This is a genomic window from Chryseobacterium binzhouense (assembly GCF_007474545.1).
GTDB classification, from domain to species: domain Bacteria; phylum Bacteroidota; class Bacteroidia; order Flavobacteriales; family Weeksellaceae; genus Chryseobacterium; species Chryseobacterium binzhouense.
In genome coordinates, this window is record NZ_VKOG01000001.1 from 141,673 (window position 1) to 162,266 (window position 20,594).

General features: G+C 36.5%; 15 protein-coding genes. 3 read left to right on the top strand and 12 right to left on the bottom strand.

The genetic code is table 11. The annotated features are described in order from the left end of the window. Nucleotides 1-17: 17 nt before the first annotated feature. The 7 genes from FNE73_RS00705 to FNE73_RS00735 all read right to left on the bottom strand — a co-directional run bounded on the left by FNE73_RS00705 (nt 18) and on the right by FNE73_RS00735 (nt 9,609). Entirely contained in the window at nt 18-1,037 is a 1,020-nt protein-coding gene (locus FNE73_RS00705; protein ID WP_143882881.1) for a hypothetical protein, read from the bottom strand. Between the two features lie 165 nt (nt 1,038-1,202). After that, nucleotides 1,203-2,534 carry a quinol:cytochrome C oxidoreductase gene (locus tag FNE73_RS00710; protein ID WP_143882882.1) on the bottom strand — a complete coding sequence of 444 codons (1,332 nt, stop codon included), beginning with the start codon at nt 2,532-2,534 and terminating at the stop codon, nt 1,203-1,205. A gap of 8 nt (nt 2,535-2,542) precedes the next feature. Then, nucleotides 2,543-3,241, bottom strand: coding sequence for a c-type cytochrome (locus FNE73_RS00715; RefSeq protein ID WP_143882883.1), 699 nt, complete (start codon nt 3,239-3,241; stop codon nt 2,543-2,545). Next, nucleotides 3,234-3,755 (bottom strand): DUF3341 domain-containing protein, encoded by a 522-nt coding sequence (locus tag FNE73_RS00720; RefSeq protein ID WP_143882884.1) that lies wholly within the window; start codon nt 3,753-3,755, stop codon nt 3,234-3,236. The genes FNE73_RS00715 and FNE73_RS00720 overlap by 8 nt, the downstream gene beginning before the upstream one ends. Next, on the bottom strand, nt 3,742-5,139 hold the full coding sequence (gene nrfD / locus FNE73_RS00725; protein ID WP_089744605.1) for an NrfD/PsrC family molybdoenzyme membrane anchor subunit: 1,398 nt from the start codon (nt 5,137-5,139) through the stop codon (nt 3,742-3,744). Before nrfD ends, FNE73_RS00720 begins: the two co-directional genes overlap by 14 nt. Before the next feature lie 25 nt (nt 5,140-5,164). Then, entirely contained in the window at nt 5,165-8,227 is a 3,063-nt protein-coding gene (locus FNE73_RS00730; protein WP_143882885.1) for a TAT-variant-translocated molybdopterin oxidoreductase, read from the bottom strand. 23 nt (nt 8,228-8,250) lie between these two features. Further along, on the bottom strand, nt 8,251-9,609 hold the full coding sequence (locus FNE73_RS00735) for a c-type cytochrome (protein WP_143882886.1): 1,359 nt from the start codon (nt 9,607-9,609) through the stop codon (nt 8,251-8,253). A 184-nt stretch (nt 9,610-9,793) separates the two neighbouring features. Here FNE73_RS00735 and FNE73_RS00740 point away from each other — a divergent pair, with 184 nt between their 5' ends. Then, the gene (locus tag FNE73_RS00740) at nt 9,794-10,324 is read left to right on the top strand and encodes an SPOR domain-containing protein (RefSeq protein ID WP_143882887.1); all 531 of its coding nucleotides are present in this window, start codon (nt 9,794-9,796) and stop codon (nt 10,322-10,324) included. Nucleotides 10,325-10,372: 48 nt separating this feature from the next. Here the strand turns inward: FNE73_RS00740 and FNE73_RS00745 are convergent, their stop codons facing one another. The 5 genes from FNE73_RS00745 to FNE73_RS00765 all read right to left on the bottom strand — a co-directional run bounded on the left by FNE73_RS00745 (nt 10,373) and on the right by FNE73_RS00765 (nt 17,579). Then, nucleotides 10,373-11,647: a DUF6080 domain-containing protein gene (locus tag FNE73_RS00745; protein ID WP_143882888.1), complete on the bottom strand. Its 1,275-nt coding sequence runs from the start codon at nt 11,645-11,647 to the stop codon at nt 10,373-10,375. 64 nt (nt 11,648-11,711) lie between these two features. Next, a complete protein-coding gene (locus tag FNE73_RS00750; RefSeq protein WP_143882889.1) occupies nt 11,712-13,247 on the bottom strand; it encodes a protein adenylyltransferase SelO in 1,536 nt (511 codons plus the stop codon). A 76-nt stretch (nt 13,248-13,323) separates the two neighbouring features. Continuing rightward, the gene (locus FNE73_RS00755) at nt 13,324-15,705 is read right to left on the bottom strand and encodes a penicillin-binding protein 1A (RefSeq protein WP_143882890.1); all 2,382 of its coding nucleotides are present in this window, start codon (nt 15,703-15,705) and stop codon (nt 13,324-13,326) included. Continuing rightward, nucleotides 15,692-16,180 carry a gliding motility lipoprotein GldH gene (locus FNE73_RS00760; protein ID WP_143882891.1) on the bottom strand — a complete coding sequence of 163 codons (489 nt, stop codon included), beginning with the start codon at nt 16,178-16,180 and terminating at the stop codon, nt 15,692-15,694. Before FNE73_RS00760 ends, FNE73_RS00755 begins: the two co-directional genes overlap by 14 nt. Beyond that, nucleotides 16,173-17,579, bottom strand: coding sequence for a PSP1 domain-containing protein (locus tag FNE73_RS00765; protein WP_143882892.1), 1,407 nt, complete (start codon nt 17,577-17,579; stop codon nt 16,173-16,175). The genes FNE73_RS00760 and FNE73_RS00765 overlap by 8 nt, the downstream gene beginning before the upstream one ends. Before the next feature lie 278 nt (nt 17,580-17,857). On the opposite strand from FNE73_RS00765, the gene FNE73_RS00770 reads away from it, so the two are divergent. Beyond that, the gene (locus FNE73_RS00770) at nt 17,858-19,096 is read left to right on the top strand and encodes an OmpP1/FadL family transporter (protein ID WP_143882893.1); all 1,239 of its coding nucleotides are present in this window, start codon (nt 17,858-17,860) and stop codon (nt 19,094-19,096) included. 9 nt (nt 19,097-19,105) lie between these two features. Next, nucleotides 19,106-20,545 (top strand): SGNH/GDSL hydrolase family protein, encoded by a 1,440-nt coding sequence (locus FNE73_RS00775; RefSeq protein ID WP_143882894.1) that lies wholly within the window; start codon nt 19,106-19,108, stop codon nt 20,543-20,545. Nucleotides 20,546-20,594 lie beyond the last annotated feature (49 nt).

Consider the following 20,594-nt stretch of genomic DNA (forward strand, 5'->3'; position numbering starts at 1 on the left):
TTTACTAATAAATATTTTTATTTCTTATTTTGTTGCTCTTTTAACTTATCCTTAAAAAAAGAGCTGAAAACTGTCTGCATATTCGGGAATGAAGAATCTTTCCAATAATTTGTGTGATAATCGCTGCTATTTTTATTGAATTTTACTTTCTGATCTACATCATTGTCGTCCGAAAAGTCAATTTCAACAGAATAAAAATTCTTATAAACAATAACTTGGTTATAATTAGACTCGCTTTTATGCCTTAATTTGATAAAGCTGATTTCATTAGACTCTAAAAAGTCTCTCAATGTTTTTTCTGAATCTTTTTCGTAAGAATGGTTAATAATTCCTTTAACATCAAAAAAACGATATCCGAATAATGCTAATTCTTTTTCCTGCAAAGCCTCACCCGTGATTTCAATTTCATCTTTATTAAGACCTTTAAGTTCTTTAATTGTAGCCCTTTTAGATTTAAATTCTGCAATATTGCCTACATCTTTCAGTTTTGGAAGATCCAAAAAACTATTGTAATCCCACGAAGCCGTTTCTTTTTTTTCATTTTTGGCATCTTCGAGCCTGAAAACGCGGTATTGTTCAACGTTTGTACTCTTTAATTTCTTAGTTTTATTATCAAAAACATACGTAATAACCCCATCTGCATAACAGTTTAGCTTTGTATTTATCGTCACATATGTATTAAAATTTCCACGTATTTTGATGTACTTTGCCGGTTTACTATTTTTGATAACAACCGGTTCAATATCTTTAATTTTATCATCAAGTTTGATAATCTCTTTATCAAAATCACTGTAAGACAACCTTGCGAGAATAATATTATCATAAATAAGCTGGAACTGTTCCTGCTCTTTAACCAATACAGATTTTTCAATCTTTCCATCAATATCAGATATTGCCAGAATACTCCCGTCTTTTCCGAAAACTGATACTTTGGGAATTGGTAAATTGGTTTTTTCTGAAATGAATGTAATACTTTGAGAATTAAATAAGTTTAAAATTAAAATAAATAGAACTGATAGGATTTTTGAAGTTTTCATAAGAGCTAGTATGTGTTATTAATATAATTATATAATCAGTAATTTGGTCATAACTGTCATTCATAAGACAGGAAAAAACGGAAAAGGTTGCCTGCATTAAACATTTCTAAAACAAAAAAGACTGATTATTGAAATCAGTCTTTAAATATTTATGTGTTACAATTCCTAAAAAGGATACTCGTAAATCTCAGATTCATGTAAATAAGGGTTACCTGTAGGAATAAGTTTTAGTTTAGCCAATGCTGAAAGCACTGTGAACATAAACAATCCAGCTACAAATAAAATAGCACCTGCAACAAGAAGTAAAACTTCAGGAGTCTTCCAGTAAGGACCAACTGTTCCCGGCATTACCATGTTGAAGTAATCTAAAATGTGACCACAGATTACAACAACTGCCATTATCGTAACAACTTTATAATTTCTCTTGATGCTGCTGCTTACTAATACCAATAATGGTAAAAGGAAGTTTACAATAAGCATTGGAAGGAATGTTGTAGAATAGTGTTCAAATCTTCCGAAGAAATAATTTACTTCTTCAGGTACGTTTGCGTACCAATATAACATAAACTGCGCGAACCATGTATATGTCCAAAGCATACTTGTAGCAAAAAGGAACACTCCTAAATCGTGCAAGTGATTATCGTTAAACTGTGGCAGGAAACCATTTTTCTTCAAGAAAACGCTTAGTAAAATAATTACAGCAATTCCACTTGAAAGGCAGCTCACCATTGAATACCAAATATACATTGTAGAATACCAGTGAGGGTCAATAGACATCAACCAGTCCCATGCCCAAGCTGCAGAAGCAAATCCGAAGAATGCGATATATCCTACAGCCCATCTGTAAAGATATTGGTAATCTACTCTGGACTTTGTTTCGTCTACTTTTTTAGACATTGCTTTTAGTTTCCATGCGAAGAATGAAGCTCCAGCTACATAAATAACAGTTCTTATAGCATAGAAAGGTATATTTAAGAATCTCTTCTTTTCAAAAAGGATAACATCAAATTCAGGAGATCCTTCTCTTGTCAACTCAGGATCCATCCAATGGAAAAGATGACCGTTGTGTGTAATATTAAGGATCATGATAATGATCAAAATAATACCACCCCATGGAATATATGAAGCAATAGCTTCCATTACTCTTGTAATAATGATTGGCCATCCTGCGTGTGCAGCATGCTGAATACAGTAGAAAAACAATACACAACAGCTAACTCCGAAGAAAAATACCGCTACAAAATGAATTGCTGCCAAAGGTTGATTATGAATCTGCATCTCTGCATGTTTCAAATGTGACTCATGATCCTGCGGACCTACCATTTGGCTTGAGTGTGTAGGCGCATCATGTCCTGAAGCATGTACTGCTTCCATCATATGCTCAATTTTCTCTGTAGTAATTCCTTTATTCATAAAGAAACCAACAGCAAAAAGAACTAAACCTACAACTAGAAGTATTATAGAAGCTGATTTTAATTTTGGTGAAAAACTATACATTTCTTTTCTTATTTTTTAGTTTCGGTAGTTTCGGTTTTTGCTGCATCAGCAGTTGCAGGAGCTGCAGCCAGAGTCGCAGATGCACCTTTGAAAGCATTCATTACATACATAGCCACTCTCCATCTGTCTCCAGGACTAAGTTGTCCTGCATAAGATCCCATTGCATTTCTACCATTTGTTAAAACATAGTGTACAGATCCTACAGTCAGTTCTCTGTCTGCATAATTCGGCACACCAGAATAAGCTCCGCTTTGTACGATCGGTCCTTGTCCATCGCCGGCGACACCGTGACATGCAGAACAAGTACGTTCAAAAAGTATTTTACCTCTCTCTAAATCCTTTGCTGCATTAGCAGGATTTAAAGGTGATGAATTAACTCCTTTGGAAGCATCATAACCTGCGTTATATTGATCCGGATTTCTCGGAAGCTTGTCTTCAGCAAAAATACCGTCTTTATTTTGAGCTACCGAACCTTCTACCGGAGAAAGTCCTGTTGCACCATTATTTTTTACAAATGCAGGAATCTCATTTTCATGATCTGAGTATGCATCCTGAGCCTTCATCAAAGGATCGTAAGCTACAGGAAAATACATGTCCGGAAAATAAACAAGAGGTGCGTTTTCTTTTGGTCCGCAAGAATTAAGTAAAACTGTAGTTAAACCTAAAACCGCTGTAATTTTTAAAATATTTCTCTTCATTTTAAGCATCTTTAACGGTTATTTCTTCTACTCCTGTATCAATCAAAAGTTGCTTTACCGAATCAACATCATTAGTAATAAACTCCATCAGGAATTTATCATCAGTAGTTCTCGGATCCGGATTCTGAGCTGGTGCACCTGGATACATTTTGTTTCTAACCAAGAAAGTTAAAGACATCATGTGGGCAGCACAGAAAACCATTAATTCAAACATAGGCACTACAAAAGCAGGCATATTGTGAGCCCAGTCAAATGCAGGTTTACCACCAATGTTCTGAGGCCAGTCATGATTCATGACATACCAGGTAACTGTTGCACCAATACTTACACCATATAATGCATAGATGAAAGCAGCATCAGAAATTCTGGTTTTCTTTAAACCTAAAGCTTTGTCTAGCCCGTGAACCGGAAACGGAGTATAAACTTCGTTGATTGCGATTCCTTTATCGTTGAATGCTTTAACGCCGTTCATTAAATCATCGTCGTCAGCATAAAGTCCGTATACAATTTTAGTGGTGCTCATCTCCTTCTTTTGCTTTATAAGTTTCACCTGAGATTTTCAAAATTGATTTCAATTCCGCCTGTGCAATTACAGGGAATGTTCTTGCATATAATAAGAATAACACAGAGAAGAATCCGATTGTTCCTAAATATACTCCAACATCAATGATTGTGGGTTTAAACATCGTCCAAGATCCTGGCAAGTAATCTCTTGAAAGGTTGATTACAATAATGTCGAAACGCTCAAACCACATACCGATGTTAATAATCAAAGCTACGATGAAAGTCCAGATAATATTCGTTCTTGCTCTTTTGAACCAGAATGAAGCCGGAACTACCAAGTTACAGATGATTAATGACCAGAAAGCCCACCAGTAAGGTCCAACTGCAGCACCAGGAGAAAGATAAGTAAAGTCTTCATATCTTGATCCGGAATACCAACCGATAAAATATTCAGTTGCATAAGCTACTGTTACCATTCCACCTGTCAATATGATTACGATGTTCATAATTTCGATATGATACATTGTGATGTAATCTTCAAGGTGGCACACCTTTCTTGCTACTAACAATAGTGTTTGTACCATTGCGAATCCCGAGAAAATCGCACCGGCAACGAAGTAAGGAGGATAAATTGTAGAGTGCCATCCTTTGATAACTGAGGTTGCGAAGTCAAATGATACCGTAGTGTGCACCGAGAATACAAGCGGCGTTGCCAAACCTGCAAGAACCAAAGATAGTTCTTCGAATCTTTGCCAGTGTTTTGCTTTACCACCCCAACCAAATGCAAGGAATGTATAAATCTTCTTAGTCCAAGGAGTTTTGGCTCTGTCTCTGATCATTGCAAAGTCAGGAATCAATCCCATAAACCAGAATACTGTAGATACTGAGAAATACGTAGAGATTGCAAATACGTCCCAAAGTAGAGGTGAGTTGAAGTTCCCCCAAAGAGAACCAAACTGGTTTGGTAAAGGGAAAACCCAATATCCTACCCAAACTCTACCCATGTGGATCACCGGGAAGATAGCAGCCTGCACAACAGCGAAGATTGTCATCGCTTCCGCAGAACGGTTTACGGACATTCTCCATCTTTGTCTAAATAATAATAATACTGCTGAGATCAGTGTACCGGCGTGACCAATACCTACCCACCATACGAAGTTGGTAATATCCCAACCCCAGTTAATAGTTCTGTTAAGCCCCCATGCTCCAATACCTGTTCCGATAGTATAAGCGATACAGCCAAATCCGTAGATGAACAGAACTAAGGCTGCATATAGTGAAATCCACCATAATTTACCTGCTCTTTCTTCGATAGGTCGTGCAATATCTTCTGTGATATCGTGATAAGTTTTGTGACCAATAATCAGAGGTTCCCTTATCGGAGCTTCGTAATGTCCTGACATTTTTTACCTATTTATTATTTAAACTTTATTTTTCTACTCTGTTTCTTACTTTAGTGTGATAGAACACGTTTGGCTTGGTTCCTATCTCTTCAAGTAAATAATATCTTCTGTTGCCAGAATATAATTTTCTAACTTCAGATTCCTTATCATTCATATCTCCAAACTTGATAGAACCTGTAGAACAAGCTTTTGAACAAGCAGTCTGGAACTCTCCTTCCGCTACTCTTCTGCCTTCTTTCTTCGCTTCAAGAATAGTATTTTGAGTCATCTGGATACACATAGAACACTTCTCCATAACCCCTCTTGTTCTTACAACAACATCCGGATTAAGAACCATTCTTCCAAGATCATTATTCATATTGAAATCGAACTTGTCATTTAGGTTGTATGTAAACCAGTTAAAACGTCTTACTTTATAAGGACAGTTGTTAGCACAATATCTTGTACCAATACATCTGTTATAAGCCATGTGGTTTTGTCCCTGCTTACCGTGAGATGTCGCAGCAACCGGACAAACAGTTTCACAAGGAGCATGATTACAATGCTGACACATTACAGGCTGGAAGATAACATCAGGGTTTTCTGCCGGGTTTTCTAAAGCTCCTTCAATTCCTAAAACATCACTTCCATATAATTCAGGAACTGCCATTCCTTCTTTCAGCCCATCATAAACTCCAACTTTCTGTTTAGATGAATAGTAACGGTCAATTCTCAACCAATACATATCTCTAGACATTCTCATCTCTTCTTTACCTACAACCGGAACATTGTTTTCTGCCTGACAAGCAATAATACATGCTCCACAACCAGTACAAGAGTTCAGGTCAATTGATAAATTGAAGTGAGGCCCGTCTGTATCATCAAATGCATCCCAAAGGTCGATTTTACCTGCAGGAAGAGCACCACTAATGGTATGATATTCCAATGGCTTGTTCCAGCCATGATGTTCGTCGTCGAAAGGTACGTTAATAAATTCAGCCAAAGGAACTTCTTTAGCAATATCGTAACGTCCCATTAATGTATTTTGAAGCTGAATACCGGCAAACTCGTGTTCTTCTCCTGTTTTTTCAATAGAAACATTAGAAACCACTAAGTTTGAACCGTCAAATAAAGGATATGCATTTACTCCTGTATCAGCTGTAGCACCAGAATCTTTTTTACCATAACCTAATGCAAGACCCACAGATCCATCAGCTTGTCCAGGTTGGATAAATACCGGTACATTTTCAATTTTAACTCCGTTTACTGTAAGGTTTACTATAGAACCATCTAACTGCATTCTTGCATTAAGATCATTTTCTATACCGAGCTCTTCAGCATCTTTTGGAGAAATCGTTAAATAATTATCCCAAGACATTCTAGTCAATGGATCCGGTAATTCCTGCAACCAAGGGTTGTTTGCCTGAGTTCCGTCTCCCATTGCAGTCTTAGTATAAAGCACTAATTCTAATTTAGAAGCTTTGAAGTTTCCTAATTCAGCAATAGCCTGATTTGGATTTCCACCTGCATAAGACAGCATTGTAGCGTTAGCGGATGTTACAAAACCATTGTAAAGCGCTTTATTAAATGAAATTCCGCCTAAAACAGATGCAGAATTAGCTTTTAAATAATCGTAATAGTTATTAGCAGCGTTATTCTTACCATTTTTCCAAACCAATAGAGATTCTTCGATCTGTCTTGACTTGTAAATTTTCTGAATGGTAGGCTGCATTAATGTATAAACACCAGTCTGAGGTTCTATATCTCCCCATGATTCCAGCCAGTTAGCAACCGGAATGACAGCTTTCGCTGCTTTATACATATTGTTTTTCTTATCCGTAACCGCAATTACGTAAGGTACTTTTTCTAAAGCTTTTTTGAAATCCTGACCTTTATTGTGAGAATATACAGGATCTACGTTGTTAGAAATCAAAACTCCAACCTGTCCGGCATTCATCCAACCTAAAAACTCCTGGAATCTTGCCTTATCAAATTCTTTAAGGAAGTTTGCTTTACCTGTGAAAGCTACTGATCCTAATTTTTGGTTGATTAAATGAGCTAAAACCTGTGCAGCTTTAGAACCATCAGCAAAAACAACAGCTTTATTTCCTTTAGCCTGAAGTTCTTTTGCAATTCCTGTAGCTACTTTATCTGAAGAACTTCCACCAACAACTGCATTATAAACTTCTACCAATGTTTTGTTTACATCGCTTGGCTTCAGTCTTATTCTTTCGTCGGCATTTGCTCCTGTAAGAGACATATTAGATTCAACCTGAATGTGTCTCAACATATTAGCACCGGGAGTTCTTGCTGCTGCATAAGAAGTTTCTAAGCTCGAAGCATTGTAATCTCCTAAGAAATCTGCTTGGAAAGAAACAACTAATTCAGTTCCTCTAAGGTCATAAACCGGCAAAGCTCTCATTCCAAAAACTTCCTGAGCGGCATCTAAACCTGCAGAATATGGAAGAGCATCGTAAGTTACGAGTTCAGCGGTAGGATATTTTGCTTTAAATTCAGCAAATAATTTTTTGAATGTTGGTGAAGCAAAAGAATGTGATAATAGCACAATTTTCTTACCTGCAGACTGAGCTTCATTTAAACCTTTGATAACGAAATCATCAACTTTATCAAAAGTTTCATCTTTACCGTCAAGCTTTGGCTGCTTTACTTTATCATTATCATAAAGAGAAAGTACACTCGCCTGAGCTCTTGCATTGGTTTTACCTAAATCTCCTGCAACCGGATTAGGTTCAATCTTGATAGGTCTTCCTTCACGTGTCTTTACTAAAACACTTGCAAAATCGAAACCGTCAAAATATGTTGAAGCGTAATAATTAGGAATACCCGGAATGATTTCATGCGGCTTTACCACATAAGGAATCGTTTTGATTACCGGTGCTTCGCAGGCAGCCAAAGTAACTGCTGCTGTAGAGAATCCCAATAGTTTCAAGAAATCTCTTCTTGATGTACCTGATTCGTTTTTCTGAGCACCTTCTAAGAAATCTTCTACCGGAATTTCTTCTTGGAACTCTTTCTGAGCCAGCTTATTGTTTAAAGCCGGATCTTTAAGTTCGTGAATACTTCTAAATTGTATTTTGTTTGAAGCCATTTATACTTCTAATTTTTTAGTTATTAATAATGACATTTACCACATTCAAGACCTCCAATCGCATCTACCGTAATCTTACCGCCATCTTTAGGATATTGCTTTTTAAGCTTTTCGTGTAGATTTTTGAAGTATTCTTTATTATAACCGTTGTTCATATCAATCTCTGTCGTTCTGTGACATTCGATACACCATCCCATCGTAAAGTCATTTGCCATCTGTACAACATTCATAGTATCAATCTTACCGTGACAAGCTTTACAAACTACGTCGATTTTGTTATCCGGATTTTTCTTATTGAATGAATTGATGATTGCCTGCTCACCTGCAACAACGTGCTGTGCGTGATTGAAGTAAACGAAATCCGGCATATTGTGAATTCTCGTCCATTCTACAGGGGTAGTTTTTCCTGTATACTGCTGTTTTTCAGGATCCCATCCGGTTGCTTCGTAAATCTTTCTGATTTCACCATCATAGAATGCCTTATCTTTTCCTGGCTCAATATATTTACCGTTGTACTCAGAGATAGTTCTGTGACAGTTCATACAAACATTCATAGAAGGAATTTCTGAAACTTTACCATATTTTGCACTTGAGTGACAAAGTTGACAGTCGATTTTATTTTCACCAACGTGAATTTTGTGAGAGAAATAAATTGGCTGTTCAGGTTTATACCCTTTATAAACACCAATCCACATGATCCAGTTCCAAACTCCGTAAGCAGCCAGTATCGCTAATATCGCTAAAGCTCCTTTTCCGATGTAGTGGTACTTTTCGTAAATTTCTCTGAATGATTTTACTCTTGTTTCATCAAGACCTGCCAAATCTTCTGACTGTCCCAATTTCACCAATTGTCTTAACTTAATTAAGATCCAAACTAACAAACCTGCAATTGCCAAAAGTGAAATAATCACAATGCTTGAAGTTGTATTATTAGCAGGAGCCTGAGCCGCATCAGCACCAGCTGCAGCAGTCTCGGGTGCTTTTTCCGGTTCCGGCGCCGGAGGATTAGTTGTGTACTCTAAAATATCATCAATATCCTTTTCAGAAAGATTAGGAAACTGCTGCATTTCAGTTTTGTTGTACTTTTCATAAACCTCATTAGCATACTTGTCACCAGAAGCCCTTAAAGCTTTATTGTCTTTAATCCACTTATAAAGCCAGTCTTTCCCAAGTCCCTGTTCGGTTTCAAGTCTTGCAACCACACCTTTCAACGCAGGTCCTACAACCTGTTTGTCTAATGCGTGACACGCCGTACAATTTGCTTTGAAAAGTTTTTCGCCGTTTTTAGGATCGCCGGCCTGCCCGTAAATTGAAGCACTTGTTGATAGCAATAATCCTATCGCAATCAGCCCTTTTTTATAATGCTTTCTCCAACTAATCATTTAAATTATCTTATGTTAGTAAATATTGAGTATGTAATCAATTCCGCAAAAATAATATTTTTAAGAAGAATTTAACGACCTTAACAAAAGGTAAAATGTCATTTCTGTTTAATTTATAACTATTCTAAATAGCCAAGTTTGCGGGGTTTTTATAATTATCCTAAATTTGCTGAAACAACTTTAAATGAAAAATTTAATCAAAATAATTGCTGTTATATCTTTTGTAAGTTTTTATACTGTTGAGGCACAACAGGTTGTAAAGAAAGACACCTTAGCCGGAACAGAACTTGTAATGACGATGGACGCTAAAGTAAATGATGCTTTGTCTTCTCTGGAAAACAAATGCGCAACTTCTAATGCTTCAAAAGCAAATTCCGAAGATGATGTACCATCAAAACCTTCCAAAATATATGTTCCCAGCCGCGAGCTTACCAATGCTGAAATATGCAGAAGAAATCCGAGAATTTTAGGTTACAAAATCCAGATAACAACGGTAAAAAGTAACGATGAAGCGAATGAAATCAAAACTTATTTCAGAAAAAGATTTCCAGGAATAAAGGTTGAAACTGATGCCTCTTTAAGACCTAATTATAAAATTCTTGCGGGAAGCTATTTTACCAAGCAAAGCGCAGCAGGAGATCTTTCAAAAATTAAAGAATACTTCAAGTCTGCTGTTGCAGTACAATACAGGGTTTTCTGTGCAGAAGCAAAATAATTTTACTTAAAAAAAAACATTAAACCGGAAGTAGTTTTTCCGGTTTTTTTATTTGTAAAAATGATTGATGAAGTCAAAAAACTCTAGCATTCTGAAGAAATTATTTTGTATCAGAAAAACCAGAAATACACCTAAAGTCACCGTTAAGAACGAAACTATTTTTGGTGATTGCCGATAACTGAAAAACAGCCACCCCAACATTAAAGGAAAAATAAAAACAAAGTGTCCGCCATAAATGTAAGAAGTGTGCAGTCCGAAACGGAATACGCAATGAATAAAAACATCCACCAGCAAAGAAAGCATGAGAATCTGAACAAGCTTATTTCTGAAATTTTTAAAGTAGCTCCAAATCATAAAACCCAACAATAATCCTACAAAAATATACGGGAAAACAGAAGTGTAAACATCCATAAAGAGAGCCTGATAATAAAACCCCTTCATATTATGTTTTTCGCGAATAAAAAATCCGGGAAATAATATATTTCCGCCAAAAAAATAAGAAATGATCATATCCCAAACAGGAACAGACTTTACATTGGAAAATTTCTCATACTGCTCACCGGATTTTGAAAGAATATTCTGATACTTAAAATCAATTCTGTAAAGATAAAGCAAAGCAAAAATGATGATTGTACTCGAAACTCTCAAAACCGCATTTCCAAATCTTTTCCAGCTTCTAAACACATCTTTTTCAAATAAAACCGGAACAAAAACTTTTACAATATTTGTAATGGTAAGGCCTCCAATAATAACTCCGCCCAAAACCATGGCAGAGCCAGCAATTTTTTTATCTTTTTTGAATTTTACAGCAGTATAATAGTTAAATAAAATCAAAAAAAACAAGGTATAGGTATAAGTTTCAGGTGTGAAAGATAAAAGTATGTTGGTAGAAAAAACACTGAAGAAAACTACAATCAGAACATTTAACCATAAAGGAAGTCCTATTATATTTTTCAAATATTTAAAAATCTGAACTAAACTTAAACTTATGGTGAAATTACTCAGCCAAACTAAAGTGAGTCTGAAATTACTACCTGTTTTGCCATCAGAAATAAAAAACGCAAGCTCTCTTATCCAATTAAAGAAATAGTAAGAAAGCGGATGTCTTTCAAAACTTCCACCCGTCATTACGATAGCTTTATTATCAAAACTGAAATAAGCATCCCACGGAATTCTTGCATCAAAAACGATTCTGTAATGCTGTGCAAGATAAGTTCCTAAAATACCATAGGTACTTACAAAAAAAAGGAATAACAACAATTCCGCCCACGTAGAAGGAAAAACAATTTTGAAAAAAGAAGCCAGTTTGAATTTGAAAGACACTTGTAATTTTTTTGCAAAAGTAAAACAAAAAACCCACCTGTAAGGCGGGAAATGTAATTTTAGATCATGAACTGCATGACAGCATTGAACATCCGGAAACATCATCATAACCTGAAGGTCTTTTTACTGAAAATTCAGGAAAAATGTCTTCATAAGGCTTTTCTAAAGCTTGAACTAATTTTTTCAGCATTTCATCATTGCCGGTGGTAATCTCTTCAATACATTCATACAAGAGATAATTTCTGAGAATGAATTTTGGATTACTTTTCTTCATTAATTCCAGAGATTCATTGCTTGATATATTGTTTTCTAACAGTCTTTTCTGGTATGCATTCATAAAGTGATTAAGCTTGCTTATTGCCGTTTTATCTAAGATGCTATAGGAAACAGACGAAAAATTAACATCTTCCTCGTTGCGGCTTTTTTCCAGTTCATTAAAAAACAAAGTATAATCCAGCTGAAGTTCATGCATCAATCCCTGCCAGTTGGTGAAAAATTCTTCGTCTGTTTTTCTTGGTTTGTCGAAGCCAAATTTCCGGCAAAGCATTTCGTCATGCTTTTCCCAAAAATAAGTTCCGTAATTATTTAGCGTTTCTTCCAAAAATTTTTCATCGTTAATTAAAGGAAATAAAGCATTGGCAAGCTGCCATAAATTCCACTGCGATATTTGTCCCTGCTTTCCAAAAGCATATCTTCTTCCCGGAAGATCAGTAGTGTTGGGCGTAAAATTCAGATCATATTCATCCATCATAGAAAACGGTCCGTAATCTATAGTTAAACCCAGGACTGACATATTATCAGTATTCATCACTCCATGCACAAAACCAACCCTTAACCATTCTACCATCAGATCTGCAGTTCTTTTACAAACTTCATTGAAAAATTCTTTATATCTATCTTCATTGACAGATTTTATATCGGTAAAATAATTTTCAATGGTGAAATCGGCTAATTTTTTTAGTGTATCATATTCTCTTTGTGATGAAATCAGTTCGAAATGACCAAAACGAAGAAAACTTTCAGCAGTTCTCACAACTACGGCTCCTTTTTCTTCCTGAGGATTTCCGCTGTACATAATGTCGCGTATAACATTTTCACCGGTAAGACATAAACTTAATGCTCTGGTTGTGGGAATCTGTAAATGAAACATCGCTTCACTCATCAGATATTCCCTTACTGAAGAACGAAGCACTGCTCTGCCGTCGGCATGGCGGGAATAGGGTGTAGCTCCTGCTCCTTTCCATTGTATTTCAGTTTTCTTTCCAACATCATTGGTAATCTCACCGGCAAAAATTGCACGTCCGTCTCCCAATTGACCTGCCCAGTTACCGAACTGATGTCCGGCATAAGCAGTAGAATAAGTTTTAATATGGTTAGGAAGATTGGTGGCGGCTAAAAAATTAAGATCTTTTTCATGAAATGTTCCCAATCCTATTTCTTCAGAAAGCCTTTCATTAAAAGCAATTAATTCCGGATGATCAAAACCCACTGTTGCAACAGTAGAAAACAAAACTTTAGGAGTGTTTCTCTGCATGGTATTCCCGGAAAAGTCTCCAGGAAATATTTCTATAAATGGTTGTTTAATATTTTCAATATTCATAATCCAAAGGTATTAATTATAAAAGAAAAGACCCTTCAATTTCATTGAAAGGTCTTATGATAATGATAATGAATCTTTATTTATTGAAGTCAATATTTTCTCCTGTATTGAGATTTTCATTAACATTTTCTTCTTTCTTCCCTGTATTGCTTTTTGGAGTATTATCTGCAGGCTTTGGATTTTTCAAATCATCAATAGTCTGCAAACCTCCCTCATCGCCATATCCTCCTCCCAATTCACGCAGATTATTGCAGCCGTCTTTCCAATCACTTGGTTTTACAAACTTGTCATCCGGTGAAATTTTGAGACTTTTATCTGCCCAGACTTTTTTCATAAAAATCGCCCAGATTGGTAAAGCCATCTTGGCTCCCTGTCCTTCACCTGTTCCGTAGAAGTGAGTGGCTCTGTCTTCCCAGCCAACCCACGCTCCTGTAGCCAGCTTCGGAACGATTCCCATAAACCAACCATCAGAGTTATTCTGCGTAGTTCCAGTTTTTCCGGCAATTTCAACGGCTTTAGAAACACCCCTTCTTCCCAATTCTCCTGATGCAGTACCAAATTCTGCAACACCTTTCATCAATTCAATCATTGTATAGGCATAATTAGGATTCATCACTTCTTTAGGCTCCTGGTTTACTTCCTTGATTACTCTTCCGTTGACATCTTCAATTCTCCAGATCATTTCCGGTTTATTGTAATTACCATAATTGGCAAAAGTACTATAGGCTCCCAACATTTCATAAATTGTAATATCTGAAGAACCCAATGCCATTGGGAGACTTGTGGAAATTTCTTCTGTCACCCCTAAATCTCTTGCTGTCTGTATTACACTCTGCGTTCCCGTCATTTCAGCTAATCTTACTGCAACAGGGTTTTTTGAATGTGCTAATGCATTTTTAAGTGTTAACATTCCTCCAGAACCTTCAACATTCCAACTCCCTTTTCTATAAGTTGCATTAGAAATTGTTGAACAAGGAGTTAATCCTAATTTCATGATCGCAGTTGCATATACGAAAGGCTTGAAGGTCGAACCGACCTGTCTTTTTCCCTGTTTGATGTGGTCATATTGAAAATGCTGCCAGTTGATTCCTCCAACCCAAGCTTTTATTTCACCTGTTCCCGGAACCATCGACATCAACCCTGCCTGTGCAATCTGTTTATGATAGCGAATAGAATCCCACGGACTCATTTCTACCTCTTCTTCACCTGCCCAAGTGAATCTTGTCATTTTTACCGGCTTCTGAAACTCCATCATAATGGAATCTTCCGAAACTCCTGCTCTGCTCAATTGCTTGTAGCGACCCGTTCTTTTTACAGCCTGCATCATTAAGCTATTAACCTGCTGATCATTCAAAAAATAAAATGGTCTGTTTTTTCTTCCTCTCTGTTCTGCATCAAATCTTCTTTGAAGATCTGTTAAGTGTTCTTTTATAGATTCTTCAGCATATTTCTGCATTTTGGAATCCAGAGTGACAAAAATTTTAAGCCCGTCTTTATAAAGATTTAGTTTTTTACCTGTTTCTTTTTCATAATCTTTCAGATAATTATCAATTTCTTTTCTAAGATAGAATTTATAATAGGCAGAGTAATCGTCTGTAATATCTTTTATTGGATGATAATCTGTTATGATAGGTGTATCTACAGCTTTGTCACGGGTGGCTTGGTCTATATATCCTGTTTCAAGCATTTGATCCAGCACAACATCTCTTCTCCTTTTAGCCCTTTCTGGATTTCTTAACGGATTATTAGCAATAGGAGCCTCTAACATAGAAACAAATACTGCCGCTTCTGGAAGAGTAAGTTGTGATGTTGATTTATTGAAATAAATTTTTGATGCCATTTCAATACCATTGGCATTGTGTGTAAAATCAAATTTATTAAAGTAAAGGGTAATAATTTCTTCTTTTGTATATCTTTTCTCAAGACTTACGGCTACAACCCATTCTTTAAGCTTTTGAATAGCTCTTTTTACCGGATTTCTAGAAGGCTCTTTTGTAAATAAGAGCTTTGCCAGCTGTTGAGTAATAGTAGAACCGCCTCCACGATCTCCCCCATATCTTATTGCTCTTAAAATTGATTTTAAATCAATTCCTGAATGTTCTTTAAAACGCTCGTCTTCTTTTGCCTGAAGAGCATAAATAAGGTGAGGAGGCAGATTTTTATATTCAATCGGCTGAGTTTTCTCTTTTTCGAATTTTCCTAAGAGAACGCCATCCGAAGAATAAATTTCAGAAGCAACATAGATGTCTGGGTTTTCCAGTTCTTTTACATCGGGCATTTCCCCAAGAAAGCCCTGGGAAACTGCAAAAAACAGTCCCGATATCCCTAAAACCACTGCAATAAGACCAATCCAGATAAATTTGACCCATTTTTTCCAGACTGTATTTTTTTGATTTTTTTTAGGAGGAAGCGGAAATGTTTTTCCTTTGCTTCCAGTATTTTGCTTATTTTGTTCCATTTGTATTTGCACTTACGGTTTTTGCCGTTTCTACTTTTATACCCAGATCCTCAATTCCCGGAAGATGATCGTTTCTCATAGCCTGAGAAACTTCAATTTCATAGCTCCCCTTTTCCGGAAATCTATAATTCAGTTTATACTGAAATAACGTTTCCTTTGTTTCGCCAAATCCTGTTCCCAACCACTCTCCATTTGGTTTTGCCAAAATATAATTCAGCGTATCAGTTTCTGCTTTCTTGGTTTTAGGATTGGTGAGATTCACAATAAATCTTATATTGCTGTATGGATAATCATTATTGTTTCTTACAACAAATATAATATTTTTAGGATTTTCAGGATCCGAAATTTCAAGATTAAACTTTTGCCGGATATTTTTATCCCATTTATTATCAACATGATTCATGATCACATTCTCATCAGAAGCATTGCATCCTGCGAGAATCATAAGAAGAACAAAACATGAAATTTTATGCATTATTGTCTTTTTTGGGAGGGAATTTCTTTTTAAACTTCTTTTTAGGCGGTTGATTTTGAGGTTTATTATCGGAATCACTTACTGCAGATTCCACCTTTACCATTGGAGGTTTTTGCTGCTGTTTTGGTGATTTTGGATTATTATTATTTGGAGGTAAATTTGGTTTAGACGGACGCTCTGTTCTTACAGGCTTGTCATCTTTATCAAATTTTTCAGAACGCACGTTTTTGTCACCTGTTTCATTTCTATTTCTTCTAGAACTGTTATTATTGTTAGGCTTATTCTGATTTCTGTTTTTGTTAGATCCACGGTTTTTCTTCTCAAATCGGTCGACACTGTTTTCCTGAATCAAATCAACAGTCTGAACAGCAAAATCCGGCTGTTTCAATTCTTCAAGAGGTAACGTTTTTTCGCCTTTTTTATTTTTTGCGATCATTTTTTTTACCAAAGCCACATCAAAGTCATACCACGCCATTGAGCTGTCTACATATGCAAACCACATTTTCTTTTTAAAGACATCAATTTTAATACAAAAAGCTCTTCCCTTCTCTGTATCCAGTGTAGTTGATGATGACGGGAAATCGCTTAATGCATCCAGATAGCTGTCTAATTCGTAATTCAGACAACATTTAAGTTTACCGCATTGTCCTGCCAGTTTCTGGGGATTAATGCTTAACTGCTGATAACGCGCGACATTTGTGTTCACAGATCTGAAATCCGTCAGCCATGTAGAACAGCAAAGCTCTCTTCCGCAAGATCCGATTCCTCCTACTTTTGCAGCTTCCTGACGGAAACCGATTTGTTTCATATCAATTTTTGTACGGAAAGTTCCGGCAAATTCTTTAATCAACATCCTGAAATCTACACGATTATCAGCTGTATAATAAAATGTAACCTTAGAACCATCACCCTGATATTCCACATCTGTAATCTTCATTTCAAGACCAAGTCTGTGCGAAATCTTTCTGGATTCTATTTTTACGCTTTCTTCCTTTTTTCTGGCTTCCTGCCAGACTTCTATATCTTTTTGATTGGCTAGCCTGTATATTTTAGGTACTCCATCTTCAGAAAATCTTTTTTTCTTCATCTGGATTTTTACCAATTCCCCTGTGAGACTTACTACGCCCACATCATGTCCCGGACTCGATTCTACTGTTACTACGCTACCTATATGTAATGGAATATTATTTACATTTTTATAAAATAATTTTCTGTCATTTTTAAACCTAACTTCCACAAAATCGCACCTGTTCGATGCAGGATTTTGCACATTGGAAAGCCAGTCGAAAACACTTAATTTATAACTATTACCGCAGGTATTTACACTTTCACAGCCATTCGCAGATTTTGTTCCGCAAGAATGTGCAGAATCGCCGGATGTTTTACATCCACAACTCATATTATAATTTATTTAATCTTGCAAATTTATTGATTTTTATCTTTATAGCATTTCCAAATGTACTAAATATTAATTTCTTGCTTTGTTTAAGGTTAAACAAATGCTTTTTCATAGGTTAAAAATATAATTAACAACCATTAAAACAGATAATTGAATAGTTTTTGTTTGAAAATACTATTTTAAACATAGTTTTCTTTTGGTGTTATGTTTAAAATATTAAGAAATATTAACAGACGTATGTAAAATAACTTTATATTTGACTTATATAATAATAGTCTATGAAAAAAATATTAATATCAACTGCTTTATTAGCTGGGGTTTTATCTTACGCAGGAGGCTTCAGAGTTTCTTTGCAAGGGGTAAAACAACTGGCAATGGCACACACGAGTGCCCATGCTGAAGACGCAAGTGTAGCGTTCTTCAACCCAGCAGGGATGTCATTCATTCCATCAAAACTAAGTATTGTTGCGGGAGGTTTCGGAGCAAGTAATAAAATAACTTTTCAAAATCTGAATACTTTAACAAGCACAGAAACAGATAATCCTCTTGGAACGCCTATTTATGCTGCTATTGCTTACAGACCTATCAAAAATTTATCCGTAGGTTTCAGTTTTACCACTCCTTTCGGAAGTACAATTCAGTATCCGAATGACTGGGAAGGAAAAGAGCTTGTACAGAAACTTGAGCTGAAAAGCTTTTATTTCCAGCCGATGGTTTCCGTAAAAATGGCAGACTGGCTTTCTTTTGGTGCAAGTTATATTTACGCCAAAGGAAAGGTTGATTGGGATAAAGCAGTCACTCAATTCAGCGGAACAGTTAACATTAATGATGATGAAGCGAGCGGACATGGGTTTGGTTTCGGATTTTATTTCAGACCTGATCCTAAGCTTGATGTAAGTATTGCTTACCGTTCTCCTGTTGATATGAAAGCCAAAAACGGAACGGCAACCTTCAGAGTCCCTGCCCAAAATACCGTAAACGGACTTTTAGGTCTTAATGGCGCAGGACAGGACAGCTTTACTGCAACCTTACCGCTTGTAGAAGAGTACACTATTGGTATGACTTACAAGGTTACGCCTAAATGGCTCATTTCTGCAGACTTTAACTATCACGGATGGCAAAGGTACAGCAAGCTTACTCTAGATTTTGCTAATGCGCCTATCGGAAATCAGGCAGATCCTACCGTTTTGGTTTCTCCTAAAAACTTCCGAAATGCAAAAACTTTCAGATTAGGAACTCAATATGCATTTACCAATATGATCTATGGCCGTCTTGGGGCATATTATGATGAATCGCCGTATTCTGATGAGAATTTCATTCCGGAAACTCCATCATTCAACACCTATGTTGTAACGGGAGGACTTGGATTTAAACTAAAACAATTCGGAGTTGATATTGCAGGAGGTTATGCAATGCCGCAGTCTAGAGATGTAAAAAATTCAAACCTTGGTTTCTACGGTCAGGCTAAAGCACAGGCATTCTATTTTGGTCTGGGATTATCTTATAACGCATTTTAATTGAATAATATGAAAAAAATAATAATATCTACACTTGCTGTTTCTGCTTTGTTTTTTACAACCAGCTGTGAAACAGATTTTGACACCGATGTAAAAGATATAGTCGTGAGCAAAGGTGAGGCAGATTTTACAAGATACGTTGCTTTAGGAAACTCATTAACTTCCGGTTACAGAGACGGTGCCCTTTACAGTGATGGACAAAAGGAATCTTACCCAAATATGCTTTCAATGCAGATGAAACTTGCAGGCGGCGGCGATTTCAAACAGCCAATGATGCCGAATAACGTGGGAGGATTTATCGGAATCCCCGGTTTTCCAGGAAAATTAGAGCTAAAAATGGTTAATGGTGCGTTATCTCCAGTAAATAATAGCGCTGCCGCTACATTGGATAATATTGCTTCAGGAGGTTCATATCAAAATATGGGTGTTCCGGGAGCAAAAGTTTCTCATTTGCTGGCTCCTGGCTACGGTAATCCTGCAGGACTTTCAGCGGGATTGGCAAATCCCTATTTTGTAAGATTTGCTGCTAATCCCACTACTTCTTCTGTTGTAGGAGACGCTCTTGCTCAGAACCCAACTTTTATCTCTTTATGGATTGGCGCTAATGATGTATTAGGATACGCTACTTCAGGAGGTGATGGATCAAACCCCATAACTCCTGTTGATGGAACTGTTGGAGTTGGCTTTACAAGCACTTATACTACTTTAATCAATACGTTGTTTCCGGCAGGAACTACAAGAAAAGGAGTAATTGCAAACATTCCGAGCGTAACAAATGTTCCTTTTTTCACAAGAGTTCCGGCAATGCCACTGACCAATCTGACGGATGCTCAGGTTTCTCAGCTGAACGGAGGTTATGCTGCTTACAACGCAGGATTAGCGCAGGCAAAAGCCTTGGGCGCAATCAACGATGCTGAGTATCAAAAAAGATTAATAAAATTTACTGCAGGAGCCGGTGCTAACGGAGCTGTTATCGTAGATAAAGATTTATCTCCTGTTCCTGGATTACCAAAATACAGACAAACTACTTCAAAGGATTATATTTTATTAACCGCAAGTGCTGTTCTTACCCCTCAAGCTGGTGGAGGAACTTCTGTTCCTTTGGAAGACAAACTTGTACTTACGGAAATGGAGGCTGCAAAAGTTTTAGCAGCAACAGCATCTTATAATACAACCATTAAATCATTGGCTGATTCTAAAGGTCTTGCATTTGTTGATATGAATGCAAAAATGCTGGAACTTAATTCGAAATCCGGAATCGTATGGAACGGAGTAAAATATACTGCAACGTTTGTTACAGGAGGAGCATTCTCTTTGGACGGAGTTCACCTTACCGGAAGAGGATATGCTATTGTTGCCAATGAATTTATTAAATCAATTAATGCTAAGTACAAATCTACTTTACCAGAGGTTGATTCAAATAAATATTCAGGCGTAACTTTCCCTTAAAATAAAGGAAATGTAAAAACTTAAAAACCACAGGATTGATTCTTGTGGT

What these genes read in the sequence shown, in the direction of transcription:
- FNE73_RS00705 (WP_143882881.1), bottom strand. Translation starts at nt 1,037, where the DNA reads ATGAAAACTTCAAAAATCCTATCAGTTCTATTTATTTTAATTTTAAAC.
- FNE73_RS00710 (WP_143882882.1), bottom strand. Translation starts at nt 2,534, where the DNA reads ATGTATAGTTTTTCACCAAAATTAAAATCAGCTTCTATAATACTTCTA.
- FNE73_RS00715 (WP_143882883.1), bottom strand. Translation starts at nt 3,241, where the DNA reads ATGCTTAAAATGAAGAGAAATATTTTAAAAATTACAGCGGTTTTAGGT.
- FNE73_RS00720 (WP_143882884.1), bottom strand. Translation starts at nt 3,755, where the DNA reads ATGAGCACCACTAAAATTGTATACGGACTTTATGCTGACGACGATGAT.
- nrfD (WP_089744605.1), bottom strand. Translation starts at nt 5,139, where the DNA reads ATGTCAGGACATTACGAAGCTCCGATAAGGGAACCTCTGATTATTGGT.
- FNE73_RS00730 (WP_143882885.1), bottom strand. Translation starts at nt 8,227, where the DNA reads ATGGCTTCAAACAAAATACAATTTAGAAGTATTCACGAACTTAAAGAT.
- FNE73_RS00735 (WP_143882886.1), bottom strand. Translation starts at nt 9,609, where the DNA reads ATGATTAGTTGGAGAAAGCATTATAAAAAAGGGCTGATTGCGATAGGA.
- FNE73_RS00740 (WP_143882887.1), top strand. Translation starts at nt 9,794, where the DNA reads ATGAAAAATTTAATCAAAATAATTGCTGTTATATCTTTTGTAAGTTTT.
- FNE73_RS00750 (WP_143882889.1), bottom strand. Translation starts at nt 13,247, where the DNA reads ATGAATATTGAAAATATTAAACAACCATTTATAGAAATATTTCCTGGA.
- FNE73_RS00755 (WP_143882890.1), bottom strand. Translation starts at nt 15,705, where the DNA reads ATGGAACAAAATAAGCAAAATACTGGAAGCAAAGGAAAAACATTTCCG.
- FNE73_RS00760 (WP_143882891.1), bottom strand. Translation starts at nt 16,180, where the DNA reads ATGCATAAAATTTCATGTTTTGTTCTTCTTATGATTCTCGCAGGATGC.
- FNE73_RS00765 (WP_143882892.1), bottom strand. Translation starts at nt 17,579, where the DNA reads ATGAGTTGTGGATGTAAAACATCCGGCGATTCTGCACATTCTTGCGGA.
- FNE73_RS00770 (WP_143882893.1), top strand. Translation starts at nt 17,858, where the DNA reads ATGAAAAAAATATTAATATCAACTGCTTTATTAGCTGGGGTTTTATCT.
- FNE73_RS00775 (WP_143882894.1), top strand. Translation starts at nt 19,106, where the DNA reads ATGAAAAAAATAATAATATCTACACTTGCTGTTTCTGCTTTGTTTTTT.